Source organism: Streptomyces sp. NPDC058650 (genome assembly GCF_042717315.1).
Classification (GTDB): domain Bacteria; phylum Actinomycetota; class Actinomycetes; order Streptomycetales; family Streptomycetaceae; genus Streptomyces.
The window spans coordinates 485,043-499,853 of the sequence record NZ_JBHXRL010000002.1; the positions used below are offsets into that span (position 1 = coordinate 485,043).

The 14,811-nt window shown below is 72.8% G+C and carries 10 protein-coding genes; 2 read left to right on the forward strand and 8 right to left on the reverse strand.

Translation table 11 applies throughout. The annotated features are described in order from the left end of the window. Window positions 1-52 precede the first annotated feature (52 nt). From ACFWWU_RS05945 to eccE, 8 genes are all read right to left on the reverse strand, one after another. The gene (locus tag ACFWWU_RS05945) at window positions 53-1,069 is read right to left on the reverse strand and encodes an ABC transporter ATP-binding protein (RefSeq protein WP_384139491.1); all 1,017 of its coding nucleotides are present in this window, start codon (window positions 1,067-1,069) and stop codon (window positions 53-55) included. Further along, window positions 1,066-2,031: an ABC transporter ATP-binding protein gene (locus ACFWWU_RS05950; RefSeq protein ID WP_384139493.1), complete on the reverse strand. Its 966-nt coding sequence runs from the start codon at window positions 2,029-2,031 to the stop codon at window positions 1,066-1,068. Before ACFWWU_RS05950 ends, ACFWWU_RS05945 begins: the two co-directional genes overlap by 4 nt. Beyond that, window positions 2,028-3,011 (reverse strand): ABC transporter permease, encoded by a 984-nt coding sequence (locus ACFWWU_RS05955; RefSeq protein ID WP_384139495.1) that lies wholly within the window; start codon window positions 3,009-3,011, stop codon window positions 2,028-2,030. The genes ACFWWU_RS05950 and ACFWWU_RS05955 overlap by 4 nt, the downstream gene beginning before the upstream one ends. Continuing rightward, on the reverse strand, window positions 3,008-4,069 hold the full coding sequence (locus tag ACFWWU_RS05960; RefSeq protein WP_384139498.1) for an ABC transporter permease: 1,062 nt from the start codon (window positions 4,067-4,069) through the stop codon (window positions 3,008-3,010). Before ACFWWU_RS05960 ends, ACFWWU_RS05955 begins: the two co-directional genes overlap by 4 nt. Window positions 4,070-4,072: 3 nt before the next feature. Next, the gene (locus tag ACFWWU_RS05965; RefSeq protein WP_384139501.1) at window positions 4,073-5,920 is read right to left on the reverse strand and encodes an ABC transporter substrate-binding protein; all 1,848 of its coding nucleotides are present in this window, start codon (window positions 5,918-5,920) and stop codon (window positions 4,073-4,075) included. A 180-nt stretch (window positions 5,921-6,100) separates the two neighbouring features. Beyond that, entirely contained in the window at window positions 6,101-9,337 is a 3,237-nt protein-coding gene (locus ACFWWU_RS05970) for an SCO5717 family growth-regulating ATPase (protein ID WP_384139504.1), read from the reverse strand. 217 nt (window positions 9,338-9,554) lie between these two features. Further along, window positions 9,555-10,361, reverse strand: coding sequence for a hypothetical protein (locus ACFWWU_RS05975; protein WP_384139507.1), 807 nt, complete (start codon window positions 10,359-10,361; stop codon window positions 9,555-9,557). Next, window positions 10,361-11,665 (reverse strand): type VII secretion protein EccE, encoded by a 1,305-nt coding sequence (gene eccE, locus ACFWWU_RS05980; protein WP_384139510.1) that lies wholly within the window; start codon window positions 11,663-11,665, stop codon window positions 10,361-10,363. Before eccE ends, ACFWWU_RS05975 begins: the two co-directional genes overlap by 1 nt. Before the next feature lie 190 nt (window positions 11,666-11,855). On the opposite strand from eccE, the gene eccB reads away from it, so the two are divergent. After that, window positions 11,856-13,427: a type VII secretion protein EccB gene (gene eccB, locus ACFWWU_RS05985; protein WP_384139513.1), complete on the forward strand. Its 1,572-nt coding sequence runs from the start codon at window positions 11,856-11,858 to the stop codon at window positions 13,425-13,427. A gap of 12 nt (window positions 13,428-13,439) precedes the next feature. Further along, complete coding sequence (gene mycP / locus ACFWWU_RS05990; protein WP_384139515.1) at window positions 13,440-14,699, forward strand: type VII secretion-associated serine protease mycosin; 1,260 nt, start codon at window positions 13,440-13,442, stop codon at window positions 14,697-14,699. The last annotated feature ends 112 nt before the right edge of the window (window positions 14,700-14,811 follow it).

Consider the following 14,811-nt stretch of genomic DNA (forward strand, 5'->3'; position numbering starts at 1 on the left):
GCTCCCTCGGTTCGCTTGTTGAGCCCGCCCGGCCGTCCCGGCCGCGGCGGGCTCAGTCCGTCGTCTCCCGTGCCACCCAGTGGCACGCCACCGCCCGGGCCCCGCCGCCGTCGAGGACCGGCAGGCTCTCACCCCGGCAGCGGTCCGCGACCGGGGCGGCCGCCCCCGAGGCGAGGACCTGGCAGCGGGCGTGGAAGCGGCAGCCGGACGGGATGCGGGACGGGTCCGGCGGCTCGCCGGTCAGCACGACCGGAGCACCCCCGGATTCGGGCAGCACCGACAACAGCGCGCGCGTGTACGGATGTTGTGGAGCAGTCAGTACGGACTCCACAGGGCCCGTCTCCACGACCCGGCCCAGGTACATCACCGCCACCCGGTCCGCGATGTTCCACGCGAGTCCCAGGTCGTGCGTCACCACCAGGGCCGAGAGCCCGAGTTCGTCCCGCAGGCGCAGCAACAGCGCCAGGATCTCGCCCCGTACGGACGCGTCGAGCGACGCCACCGGCTCGTCGGCGACGATCAGTTCGGGTTCCAGGACGAGCGCGCCCGCGATGACCACGCGCTGCCGCTGGCCGCCGGACAGCTCGTGCGGATAGCGCAGGAAGAAGCGCTCCGGCGGCCGGAGCCCGGCCCGTGCGAGGGCCCCGGCGACCGCCTCCCGCTCGTCCCCCGCGTACCCGTGGATCCGCAGCCCTTCCGCCACCGCGTCGTACACCGTGTGCCGGGGGTTCAGTGAACCGCTCGGGTCCTGGAGGACGAGTTGTGCCCGTTTCCGGTAGGCCTTGAGGGCCCCGGAGGAGTACGCGAGCGGCTTCCCGTCGAAGGAGACCGTGCCCGACGTGGGCCGCACCAGGCCCAGGAGCGTGCGGGCCAGCGTCGTCTTGCCGCACCCCGACTCGCCGACGAGCGCGACGATCTCGCCGGCGCCGACGTCCAGGTCCACGCCGTCCACCGCGCGGGCGGGCGGGGCGCCCCGCCGCCCCGGGAAGACGACGTGCAGCCCGCGGGCCGCGAGCAGGGGCGCCGTGGGGGCATCCGTGCCCGGGACGGCGCTCGCGACGGTGCTCATGACGTACTCCCCACGTGTACGCAGGCGGCCCGGCGCCCGGCGCCCGCCTCCCGCAGTTCCTGGTCCTCGGCCGCGCAGGCGTCCACGGCCACCGCGCAGCGCGGATGGAAGGCGCAGCCGCCCGGCAGGTCCGCCGGGTCCGGCGGGTCGCCCGGCAGGCCGCGCGGGGCCCGCCGGGAGGCGGGATCACCGATCCGGGGGAACGCCGAGGACAGCGCCCGCCCGTACGGGTGCACGGCGGCCTCGTACACCGCCCGCGCCGGACCCTCCTCGACGACCCGCCCCGCGTACATCACGGCCAGCCGGTCGCAGGTGTCGGCGAGGACGGCCAGGTCGTGGCTGATCATCAGGAGGCTGATGGACTGCTCGGCGACGAGTCCCTCGATCAGCCGCAGGATCTGCGCCTGGATCATCACGTCGAGCGCGGTCGTCGGCTCGTCCGCGACGATCAGCCGGGGGTCGCAGGCGAGCGCCATCGCGATCATCACGCGCTGCCGCTGGCCGCCGGACAGCTCGTGCGGGTAGGCGGCCGCGCGGGCGGCGGGCAGCCCGACGTGTTCGAGCAGCTCGCCCACGCGTCTGCGGGCCGCCGCCGGGGTCGACCTGCCGTGCACGAGCAGCGGCTCGGCGATCTGGTCCCCGATCCGGTGCACCGCGTTGAGCGAGTGCATCGCACCCTGGAAGACGATCGACGCGCCCGCCCAGCGCACGGCACGCAGCCGTCCCCACGACATGGCGAGGACGTCCTCGCCGTCGAGGAGGACCTCGCCCTCGATCCGCGCCGAGGCCGGGAGCAGTCGCAGCAGCGCGAGCGCGAGCGTCGACTTGCCGCAGCCGGACTCGCCCGCCACGCCCAGTTTGCTCCCCGCCTCCAGGGTCAGGTCGACCCCGCGGACGGCGGGCACGGCGGCGGCCCCCGAGCCGTACGTCACCCGCAGGTCCTTGATCTCGAGCAGGCTCAACGCCCCACCCCCAGCTTCGGGTTGAGAACCGCCTCGACGGCCCGGCCGCAGAGGGTGAACGCGAGCGCGACCAGCGCGATCGCGATGCCGGGCGGGGCCAGGTACCACCAGTGACCGGAGGAGACCGCGCCCGCCTCCCGGGCGTCCTGGAGCATCCCGCCCCAGGAGACCACCGTCGGGTCGCCGAGCCCGAGGAAGGCGAGGGTCGCCTCGGTGAGGATGGCCGTCGAGATGCCGAGCGTCGTCTGGGCGAGCACCAGCGGCATCACGTTCGGCAGGACGTGCCGGCCCATGACGTGCCGGTGGCCGCCGCCGAGCGCGGTCGCCCGCTCGATGTACGGGCGGGACTCGACCGCGATCGTCTGCGCCCGCACGAGACGGGCCGTCGTCGGCCAGGAGGTCACGCCGATCGCCAGGACCACCGTCCACATCGACCGGGACATGACGGTGGCGAGCACGATCGCGAGGACCAGGGTCGGCATCACCAGGAACCAGTCGGTGATCCGCATGACGACGGTCGAGAACCAGCCGCCGTAGTGTCCGGCGACGATCCCGACGAGGGTGCCGATGGCGACCGAGAGGGCCGCCGCGAGCAGCCCCACGAGCAGCGAGATCCGGGCTCCCCAGATCAGCAGCCCGAGCAGCGAGCGTCCGAACTGGTCGGTGCCGAGCGGGAATTCGGCGCTCGGCGACTCCAGCGCCGTGCCGGGCGCCTGGGTGACCGACTGGACGTCCGCGCCGACGGTCAGCGGGGCGGTGAGGGCGAGCAGCGCGATGAGGGCGAGCCCGGCGAGGCCGTACAGCCCGGCGCGGTGGGTGCGGTACTGCTTCCAGAAGCGGGCCACGGAGGCCCTGCGGCGCTGCCACACCAGCGACGTCGCGGTGGAGGGGGTCTTCGCGGCCCTCGTCCCGGCAGTCGTTTCGCCGGTCGTTTCGCCGGTCGTCTCGGCCGTCGTCTCGGTCTTCTTCGCGGTCGTCATCGGCCCACCCGGGGATCGAGCAGCGGATAGAGCAGGTCGGCGATCAGGTTCATGACGATCATCGCCCCGGCGAAGACCACGAACAGGCCCTGGACGAGCGGCAGGTCGGGCACGCTGAGCGCCTGGTAGAAGAGACCGCCGAGGCCCGGCCAGGAGAACACCGTCTCCACCAGGATCGAACCGGCCGCCACATGGCCCAGGTTGATGAAGATCATGGTGACGGTCGGGAGCAGCGCGTTCGGCACGGCGTGCCGGCGCCGTACGACGTCGTCGCGCAGCCCCTTCGCCCGTGCCGTCGTCAGGTAGTCGCCGCCCATCTCGTCGAGGAGCGAGGAGCGCATCACGAGCAGTGTCTGCGCGTAGCCGACGGCCACGAGCGTGACGACGGGCAGGACCAGGTGATGGGCGACGTCGAGGACGTACGCGAAGCCGGTCTCGCCGGTCCCCGACTCCATGCCGCCGGTCGGGAAGAGCCCCGGGATCGGCCCGATGCCGACCGAGAACACGATGATGAGCAGCAGCCCGAGCCAGAACGACGGCACCGACCACAGGGTCAGCGCGATCCCGGTGTTCAGCTTGTCGCCGAGACCGCCGTGGCGCCAGGCCGAGCGGGTGCCGAGCCAGAGCCCGAGCGCCGAGTAGATCACCACGGCGATCCCGGTGAGCAGCAGTGTCGCGGGGAGCTTCTCCGCGATCAGCTCCCCGACGGGGGCGCGGAACTGGAACGAGGTGCCGAGATCGCCGCTCAGCGCCTTGGCGCAGTAGTCGGTGAACTGCTGCCAGAGCGGCAGGTCGAGGCCGAACTCGCGGCGGAGCGTGGCCAGTTGCTCGGCCGTGGTGGGCACGCCGTGGGTCATCGCCTTCACCGGGTCACCGGGGATGATCCGGAAGAGGAAGAAGCTGGTGACCAGCACGGCGAGCAGCGAGACGAGCGCGCCGCCCAGCTTCCCCGCCGCGTGGCGGAGATAGCCGAGGGAGGAACCGGTGCGGGGTGCGCCGTCCGTGGCGCGGGCCTTCTCGGCCCGCGCCACGTCGGCGGGGGTGCTTGCCGTCGTCACGGACTACTCGCGGTCGTCGGCGGTGGTGCGGCGGCGCCGGGCGGCCCAGACGCCCACTCCGACGATGACGATCGCGGCCGCCCCGATGCCGAGGATCACTCCGGTGGACGAGCTGTCGTCCGAGTCGCCGGACGCGGAGGCCGAGGCGGTGGGCACGGCCGACCACCAGCTCCAGTAGCCGTCCTGTCCCCACAGGTTGCCGGCGGCTTCCGGCATGGTCGTGATGGACTTGATCTGGTCCGTGCGGTACGCCTCCAGGGCGTTCGGGTAGGCCATGATGTTCATGTACCCCGTGTCGTACAGCCGGGACTGCATCCGCTTGACCAGATCCGCCCGCTTGGCGGCGTCGTACTCCACCGCCTGCTGCGCGTAGAGCGTGTCGAACTCCTTGTCGCAGATGAAGTTGTCGGTGGCGCCGCTGTCCTTCGGCGTCGCCGGCAGCGTGCCGCAGGTGTGGATCGACAGGACGTAGTCCGGGTCGGGGTTGACCGACCAGCCGTCGAAGGCGAGGTCGTAGTCGCCCTTGACCCACGGGTCGGAGACGCTGTCCAGGCATTCGACCTTCAGCCCGATGCCGAGCTTGCCCCACCACTCCTGGAGGTACTTGCCGATCGCCTTGTCGTTCGGGTCGGTGGCGTGACAGAGGATGCGGAAGTCCAGCGCCTTGCCGTCCTTGCCGACCCGCTTGCCGTCGGCGTTCTTCTTGTACCCGGCGGCGTCGAGGACCTTCTCCGCCCCGGCCGGGTCGTACGCCCGCTTCTGCGCGGCCTCCGGCTTCCAGAAGTACGAGCCGAAGCGCGGCGGGATGTACCCCTCGCCCTCGACGGCGTGTCCCTGGAAGACCTTGTCGACGATGGTCGTCCGGTCGACCGCGAGGAAGAGCGCCTTGCGCACCTCCGGGTCGAGCAGCGCCTTGTGGCCGTTGCCGAACGTCTTGCCGTCCTGGGAGCGGGCGCCGGGGTTCGTGGCGATGGCGAAGAAGCGCCGGCCGGGCGCGTCGTTCACCTTGATGTCCTTCTGCGTCTTCAGCGCCGCCGCCTGGGCGGGCGTCAGATTCGGTACGAAGGACACCTCGCCCTTCTGGAGCGCGGCGACGGCGGCGTCACCGTCCTTGTAGTACTTGAACACCAGCTCGTCGAACTGGGGTGCGCCCCGCCAGAACGTCTTGTTCGGCTTGAGCTTGATGTACTGGTCGACCTTGTAGTCGGTGATGACGAAGGGGCCGTTGCCGACGATCGGGAACTGCTGGTCGTTGTTGAACTTCGAGAAGTCGCCGACCTTCTCCCAGACGTGTTTCGGCACGATCGGCACGTCGAGCGCCGTCATCGTCGCCTGTGGCTTCTTGAGCTCGATGACGAGCGTCTTCGGGTCGGTGGCGGTCACCTTCTTGAAGTTGGCCGTGAAGCTGCCGTTCGCGGTGGCGGCGTTCGGGTCCGTCATCATCTTGTTGAAGGTCCATGCCGCGTCCTCGGCGGTGGCCTGCTTCCCGTCGGACCACTTGGAGTCCTCGCGGATCGTGTACGTCCACGTCAGCTTGTCCGCCGAGGGCGTCCACGCGGTCGCCAGGCCGGGGATCGTCCGGGCGTCCTTGGCGTCGTAGTTGGTGAGGTACTCGTAGGCCAACCGGTGGATGCTGGTCGAGGTGAGCTTCTGGGCGAGGAACGGGCTCAGCGAGTCGATGCTCTGCGAGACGGCCACCGTGAGGGTGGTGCCGCCGCTCTTGTCGTCACCGTCGTCGGCCTGTGCGGCCTGGGGGACGGCCGCGAGCGCGGTGGCGGCGACGCCCGTGGCGAGAAACAGCCGGAGGAGTCTTCGGGGGGCGGCCGGACGGGAAGGGACCTTCGTGACCATGACCATAGGACGTGACCTCGTGTCGTGGATCTTGGGGGCGCCAACTGGTGAAGCGAAGGTCTATCAGCGGGGGCCGACCGCGTCAACGATGCCTCAAACCCCTTGTGGACTGCGGGAATGCCAAGAGGCTCCGTATCGGACGGCCGATACGGAGCCTCATTGGTCTAAGCCTGTGACGCCTTACTGCTGAGGGGCTGGCGGAGCCTGCGGAGGCCCCTGGGGGTCGGCCTGCGGGGGCAGCGGCTGGCCGGCCTGGGGCTGCGACGGATCCTGCGACGGCGGCTGCTGCTGCCAGGCCTGCGGCACGCCGGCCTGACCCGTCTGGCCTGCCTGCCCCGGCTGCCCCGGCTGCCCCGGCTGTCCGGGCTGCTGGGGATAGGGCTGCGGCGCCTGGGCCGGGTACGGCTGACCGGGTGCCGGCTGCCCCGGCGCGTACTGGCCCGGCGCGTACTGCCCGGGCATCGGCTGACCCGGCATCGGCTGACCCGGCTGGGGGTACGCCTGCGGGGGGTACGGCTGCTGCGGCTGCGCCGGGTACGGCTGCCCGGGCTGCGGCGCCTGGGGCGCGTACGGCTGACCCGGCGCGGGCTGCCCGGGCGCGTACTGCCCCGGCGCGGCCTGACCCGGCATCGGCTGCCCGGGTGCGTACTGTCCAGGTGCGGGCTGCCCCGGCGCCGGCTGGCCGGGCGGGAACTGTCCGGGCACGGGCTGTCCTGGCATCGGCTGGCCGGGTGCGTACTGACCGGGCGCGGGCTGCCCCGGCGCGTACTGCTCGGGCATCGGCTGGCCCGGCATCGGCGGGGCCATGTGCGGAGGCAGCCCGCCCTGGCCGTCGCCGGTCCACAGCCCCTGCACCTGCTGCGCGCGGACGAAGTCCTCGGCCACCATCGCCGACAGGTGGAAGTACGCCTCGCGCGTCTTCGGCCGCATCATGTCGAGGTCCACCTCGGCGCCCGCCGACAGGTGCTCGTCGAAGGGCACGACCACGACACCGCGGCAGCGGGTCTGGAAGTGCTGCACGATGTCCTCGACCTTGATCATCTTGCCGGTCTCGCGGACACCCGAGATGACCGTGATCGAGCGCTGCACCAGGTCCGCGTAACCGTGCGCGGAGAGCCAGTCCAGCGTCGTCGACGCGCTGGACGCGCCGTCCACGGAGGGCGTGGAGATGATGATCAGCTGATCGGCGAGGTCGAGCACGCCCCGCATGGCGCTGTACAGCAGACCCGTACCCGAGTCCGTGAGGATGATCGGGTACTGCTTGCCGAGGACGTCGATCGCGCGCCGGTAGTCCTCGTCGTTGAACGTCGTCGAGACGGCCGGGTCCACGTCGTTGGCGAGGATCTCCAGACCGGACGGCGCCTGCGAGGTGAACCGGCGGATGTCCATGTACGAGTTCAGGTACGGGATCGCCTGCACCAGGTCGCGGATGGTCGCCCCGGTCTCGCGCCGCACGCGGCGGCCGAGGGTGCCGGCGTCAGGGTTGGCGTCGATCGCCAGGATCTTGTCCTGCCGCTCGGTCGCCAGGGTCGCGCCGAGCGCGGTCGTCGTCGTGGTCTTGCCGACGCCGCCCTTGAGCGAGATGACCGCGATCCGGTAGCAGGAGAGGACGGGCGTACGGATCAGCTCCAGCTTCCGCTGCCGCTCCGCCTCCTCCTTCTTGCCGCCGAGCTTGAAGCGGGCGGCCGCGCCGCTGGGGTTACGGCTCGACTTCGGCTTCTGCTTGTTGTTCCGAAGCAGCCGGTCGGAGGACAGCTCCACGGCCGCGTTGTAGCCGAGGGGGGCGCCCGGCACGGACCGCTCGCGCTGATCGTGCATCACGGGCGAGGGCCAGGCGGCCCCGGTCCGCGGGTCGACGGGCGGCTGCGCCTCCTGCGGCGGTACGGCACCGGGGTGCGGGTAGCCGTACCCCGGTGCCGCACCGGCGGCCTGCGCCTGCGGCGGAACACCGCCGGGCTGCTGCTGCGGGTAGCCGTAACCGCCCTGCGGAGGCTGCGGGTAGCCGTAACCGTCCTGCGGCGGCTGCGGGGGAGTGCCGGGGTGCGGGAAGCCGTAGCCGCCCTGGGGGGCCTGCGGGGGTACGGCGCCGGGCTGCGGATATCCGTACGCGCCCGGAGCCTGCGGCGCCACGGGAGCCTGCGGCGGTACGGGAGCGGGAGCGGCGGGCCCGGGCGCGCCGGGCCACTCGGCGGTGGGCGGCAGCGGCGCGGCCTGGGGCGCCGGCTGGGCACCCGGAACCGGCTGCGCGGGCCACTGCTGAGCGGGCGCGGGCGCGGCCGGCTGGAACGACGGCGGCAACGGCGGCAGACCGGCCCCGCCCTGCGGGGCGGCGGGCGGATAGGCCCCGGGGGCCGGGTCGGCCTGGGGCGCGGCACCGGGGAAGGCTCCCGGAGCCGTGGCGTGGGCCTGGGGTACGGCGCCCGGGAGCGGTCCCGGAGCCGCGGGGGCGAAGTCCGGCTGCGCGGCGCCGGGGAAGGGCGCCGGAGCGGCGTCGGGCTGGGGCGCGGCGCCCGGGAAGGCTCCCGGAGCCGTGGCGTCGCCGGCCTCGGAGTCCGCTGCCGGCGCGGCGACGACGCCGCGCTCCGTACCGCTGTCCGCGTCGGCAACAGCATCGGCAGCAGCATCGGTGTCGGTCTCCGCGTCCGCCGCGGGGGCCGACGGGGTGTCCGTCGTCCCACCGTCGGCGTCGGGCGCGGCCGTCACCACGTCGTCCGAGCTCGTCGCGTCCAGCGCCGCGTCCGCGTCGGCCGCCGTCGTACCGGCGGAGGCGTCGGCCTCGGCGGTTCCCGGGGCCTCGGCACCGTCCGTACCGGAGGCTTCCCCGCCGGCGGCCTCGACCCGCGCGGCCTTGGCCGCGGCCGAGCGCTCCGCCATCTCGCGCTTGAGCGAGCCGGGAGAGAACCGCATGGTCGCGCCGCTCTCCACGTCGCCGCCGCCGAACGGCTCACCGGCCCCGGCGCTCGCCGGCGCGGCCGTCTCGGGCGCGGGCGCGGGAATCGGCAGAGGCAGAGGCAGAGGCGTGGGCGTGGGTACGGGCAGAGGCGCGGGCGGCACCACGGCAGGCATCTCCGGCGCACCCATGACAGGCGACACCGGGGCCACCGGAGCGACGGGTGCTGCCGGGGCCACCGGGGCCACCGGAGCCGCAGGGCTCACCGGCGCCACCGGCTGCTGCGCGCCGCCCCAGCCGGGCTCGTAGCCGCTACCCGCCGGGAGCCCGGGCACCGAGACCGGCGCCCCGCTCGGCGGCGGGGGAGTGGCACCGCCCGCCGCACCGCCCGACGCGTTCTGCGTGTACCAGGCGGGCGGGGTGTAGTCGATGGTGAACTCACCCGTCATCTCGGCGGGATCCGCGTCGGACTGATCGTCGGCGGGTGGATTCCAACCCCCGTGGATCTCGTCGCGATCGCCGTTCACTTTGCCTCCTGGTGTGGTCGAGCACCCTTGTGCCGTTGTGGGCGGGGCTCTTCCAGCCTAATCGGCGCGGCATCCCGCGGGCAGGCCCGGCAGCCGCTCCGCGACCGCCGTTCCGACCGGGTCAAGCCCCCCAAGTGACCCGGCCGCGCCGCAGAGTGAGAACCCTGACCGTTCAAATCCATGCAAAAGCGGACGTACTTGAACGACTTCGTGCCGCTCAGTCCATTCTGCGCGCGCCGCCCAACAATCCGGTCTCGGCGTCCGTCGCCTGAGTCATCACGAACTGCCGGTCGCCCGGGGTGCACCAGAGGGTCACCCCGTCCGCGAGCGTCGACAGCGCCTCGTACTCGTGGCGCGGGAGGCCCATGATGCGGCCGATCTGCGTGGCCTCGTCCGGGGAGACCCGCTGGACGCCGACCAGCGAGGACTTCTCCAGCAGGCGGGGCGCGACCGGGCTCAGGTACGGGAGCAGCGTCACGACCGACTGCCAGGGCGCCGACACGACACGGCCGCGCGGCGGCCGCATGCCGCAGTCGCGCACCACCACCACCGGGCTGCCCGCCGAGGCGCCTTGCGGCGGCACCCGGCCCACGTCGTGCAGCGAGATGCACGGCTGACCGCCGCCCGCCGCCTGCGCGAGCGGGGTCCACGCCTGGGCGCGGCCCGTCTCGACGGCCACGCGTGCGCCGGTGGCGGCCGCGCGCAGCGCGAGCACCTGGGCGGTCCACAGACCGCCGATGAGCGTGACGTCGTACGGGACGGGCCGGTTGATGCCGAGCACGGCCGGCCGGCTCTCGGCGTCCACGCCGATCACCACGCCGTCGTCCCCGACGGGCAGGGCCAGCGCGTCGAGCTGGTCGAGGGGTACGGAGTGCCGGTCGCGGCGCGGCCCGACGAGCCCGAAACCGAACCGGGGCCGCGCGTCCCGCCCCGTACGCCCGGAAGCGCGCGAGGAGCGGGAGCCACGGCGGGAAGACGGCGCACCGGAGCCCGACGGCGTACCGAAAGGGGAGGCGTGGGACATCAGCGCGCACCCCCCAGCGGCAGCGTCGCGAGCATGCCCGGCACCTGTTCCCGGTCGAGCCGCACCAGGCCCGTCCGCACCCCGCGCGCCGCGCGCTCCAGTTCGTGCCGCGCGGCGACCAGTTCCTCGTCGCTGCGCCCGGTGATCCGTACGTGTCCGGTCACCGTCACCTCCTGCCGGTCCCCGCCGCTGAGCGTCAGGCTGAACGTCGTCGCGAGTGCGGGCAGCGAGGTCAGCAGGGCCACCAGCTGCGGCATCGAGGCGCCCGCGCTGCCGCCGGGACCGCCCAACTGGGGCCAGCGCCCCACCCAGTACGTCGTGTGGCGCCGGTCGTCGACCCGCCAGGTCCGCGCGGTCTCCTGCGTCCGCCGCGCCTGCGCCTGCCCGCGGCCCGCCTGCGCGATCGCCATCGGGCTCGCACACGTCGAGGTCGCGATCGCCGAGGTCAGCTCCTGCTCGGTCAGCACGCTCGCCCGGAATCCGGCGCCCGCGAGGCGGCTCGCCAGCTGGTCCGCCGCCCGCACCACGCACTTCTGCGCGCCCGTCATGCCGCCGCCGCGCGCGGCGACCGCCTCCGGGCACAGCTCGGGGTCGAGCTTGAGCGCGATCCAGGTGATCCGCACCGCGGGCGAACCCGTCTGCGCCTGGAGCGGCCCGTAGTTGCGCGCGGCCATCGACTGCGCCGGCAGATGCGGCGCGGGAGCGGGCTGCGTGTGCTGCACGATCTGCGCCGACTCCAGCCGGATGCCGTCCACGCTCAGGACGTCCCGCACGAGCCCGACGGGCAGCGGTCGAGCCCCGCGGTCCGGCCGCAGCGCCGTGCCGTCCGACTCGACCCGCAGCACGGCGGTCAGGAACGTGCCGTCGCCGATCATCCCGACCGGCCGCCGGTCACGGTCGCTGTACGCGTACGTCCGCAGCGCCGGGTCGCACTCCACGACCGGGGCGAGCCCCGGCTCCGTGCCCTCCGGCATGGTGAAGGAGGCCGCCCGGCGCGACCGGGCGCGCAGCGCGAGGAAGGTGCCGAGCCACTCGGGCAGCGACCGCCGGTGCCGGCGTACGAGCGCCAGCAGGACGAGCACGAGGGCGACCACGCCCGCGGGCACCAGCATCAGCTGGTCCACGACCCAGGCGACGGCGAGCAACGCCGCCGCCACCTCTATCAGTACGAGCTGTTGCAATCGGAACGAACCGAAGTGTCCGGGACGTGCCTGGAGCCTCGGTGAGACCGAGGAAACGGATCCCGTGGAAGGGGGTGCGGAAGCTGTGGCCGCGCCGGGCCGCGTCCGCGTGGCGGAAGCCATGATGGAGAATCCCCCTCAATTCGTCCCGATCGCCCTGGCCCGCCAGGGCTTTGGCGGCCGGATCACCCTACCCGCCCCACGAACACCACGGGACAGCAGGCATAGTAGGGGGCCGGTCCGACAGCCGGGGCCCGGGTGTCACCTCCCCCGGACCCCGCGCGAAGACTGCGCCTGACGAGAATGGGGACTCATGGCATCGCGCCGGGACGAGCTCAACGCGTACACCTTTGCGAAGAAGCGCACGGTGGCGGCATTCCTCCAACCCTCGCCCTCCGGTACGGAGGAGGGGGCACCGAGGCCGCTGCGCGCGATCATCCCCGGCCTCATCGTCGGCGCGCTGGTCATGGCCGGATTCGGCGCCTGGGGCATGTTCAGCCCGCAGGCCCCCAAGGGCTGGGACGTCCCCGGCACCCGGGTGATCGTCGGCAAGCAGTCGACGACCCGGTACGTCGTCCTCGAGACCGGCAAGGGCAAGGACGCCAAGACGCTCCTCCACCCCGTCCTCAACCTCGCCTCCGCCCGGCTCCTGCTCAACCCCGACCAGTTCCAGGTCGTGCAGGTCAGTGACAAGAAGCTCGACGAGGACAAGCAGCGCGGCCCGATCCTCGGCATCCCCTACGCCCCCGACCGGCTGCCGGCCGCGGACGACGCGGGCACGGAGAAGCGCTGGGCCGTCTGCGAGCAGCCCGGCGGCGGCAAGGGCGCCAGCGTCCAGAAGGCGACCTTCCTCTTCGCGGCGCGCGACCTCAAGCGCACCGAGGACAAGAACAAGCTCGACGACGGGGAGATCCTGTACGTCAAGGGCCAGAAGGGCGCCGCCCAGTTCATCGTCGACCACACCGGTACCAAGTACCCGGTGAAGGCCGACCGGGCCGGACTGCTCACCGCCCTCGTCGGCCTCGACAAGGGCCTCACCAAGGAGCCGCAGCCCGTCACCGACGACTGGCTCGCCACCCTGAAGACCGGCGACACGATCGACTTCCCGACCCTCAAGGGCCTCGGCGGCACGGTAGGCGCCGCCACCGACATCCCGGGCGCCGACCTCAACGGCGTCGAGAGCCGGATCGGCATGGTGCTCCTCGGCCAGACCGGCTCCGGCCCCCAGCACTACGTCGTGCTGCCCGGCAAGGTCCAGCCCGTCTCCGCCTTCACCGCCTGGCTCCTCATCAGCTCCCCGGAGACCGGCGTCCTCGACATGGACGGCAAGGCCGCCACCGTCGACTCCTCGTCCTTCGTCCCGGACCCGACCGTCTTCAACGGCACGGCGAACTGGCCGCAGAAGAAGTCCGAACAGGTCAACTCCTCCACCGGCGAGGGCGCCCGCGACACCGTCTGCAGCGTCCTCACCGACGTCGACGAGAAGGGCGACACGACCCTCGTCACCTGGGCGGGCACCAAGTACCCCGCCGAGATCACGGCCGGCGGCACCAGCACGTACGTCACCCCGGGCAGCGGCCTGCTCTACACCCAGGTCCAGGGCCAGGGCCAGCAGAAGACGCCCGACGGCTCCCTCTTCCTCGTCACCGACACCGGACTGCGCTATGCCGTCCAGGCCAACGGCGACAGCGACGCCGCACGCTCCGAGATCGGCACCGGGGGCAAGGAGAAGCAGGCCGACGAACGCCCGGAACCCTCCGAGGCCCAGAAGCGTCTGGGCTACGAGAAGGTCATGCCGGTCCTCGTCCCGATCGAATGGTCGGAGTTCCTGTCGAAGGGCCCGCGACTCGACACCAACAGCGCGCGTCAGCCGCAGGGTTCCTAGGGGGTGGCACCGGTGACGACGACGTACCGCACGGCGGCCGCCCTGCTGACCGCCGCCACCCTGACGGGCCTGCTCGCGGCGCCCGCGGCGGCGGGGGCGCCCGGACCGGAGCCCTGGGCCCTCGACGGCAGCGGCGAATGCACCTTCCCCATGAAGAAGCAGATCGAGGGCACCCCCTGGCCGCTCCAGCGGGTCCTCCTCGACGAGCTCTGGCAGCACACCAAGGGCAAGGGCGTCAGGGTCGCCGTCATCGACACCGGGGTCGACGACGTCAACCCGCAGCTGCGCGAGGCCGTCGACGCCAAGGCGGGCAAGGACTTCCTCAAGCCCGACCCGAAGAACCCCGGCTTCGGCGACGAGAAGCGCGGCAAGACCGACGGCACCGTCGACGACGTCGGCCACGGCACCAAGGTCGCCGGCATCATCGCGGCCCGCCCCGGCAAGGGCACCGGCTTCGTCGGCCTCGCACCCGAGGCGACGATCATCCCGATCCGCCAGAACGACGAGAAGAACAGCGGCAAGGCCGACACGATGGCCAAGGCGATCGACTGGGCCGTCGCCAAGGGCGCGGACGTCATCAACATCTCGCAGGACACCACCCAGCGCCTCGACACCGACTCGGCCATGGGCGTCTCGATCGCCAAGGCGATCGAGAAGAAGATCGTGGTCGTCGCCTCCGCAGGCAACGACGGCATGGACGGCAAGTTCAAGAAGACCTACCCGGCCGCCTTCCCCGGGGTCCTGGCCGTCGCCTCGTCCGACCGGAACAACGAACGGGCCGCCTTCTCCCAGGCCGGCCCCATGGTGGGCGTCGCCGCCCCCGGCGTCGACATGGTCTCCACCGTCCCCGGCGGCGGTCAGTGCGTCGACAACGGTACGAGCTTCTCCGCCCCGTACGTCGCGGGCGTCGCCGCCCTGCTCAAGGCCAGGTACCCCGACTGGTCCGCCGCCCAGATCGTCACCCGGATCGAGCAGACCGCCATCCGCTCCATCAACGGCCGCGACGGCTACGTCGGTTGGGGGGTGGTCGACCCGGTCAAGGCGCTCGCCGACGCGCCGCCGGGGACGCCTCCGTCCACACCCACGCCCGATCCGGGCCCGCCCAAACCGCCGGCACCCGAGCCGGCCCGCCTGGCGCTGTCGGAGACTCCCCAGGAGCGCTCCGAACGGCTCGCCACCTACGCGTTGGGGATCGGTGGTGTGCTGGTGGCCGTGGTCGCCGGAACCGCCATCGTGATCCGCGACAGCCGCCGCGGAAGGGGGGCTCGTTGAACTGCCCACCGGCCAAGTATCCGGTCCCCCCTTTGCAGTTGGAACTGCCGCCGTCAATGGCTAAAGTGACCGTCGGGCGCACGGCAGTGCGAACCCAGCACGGGGGCGGCAT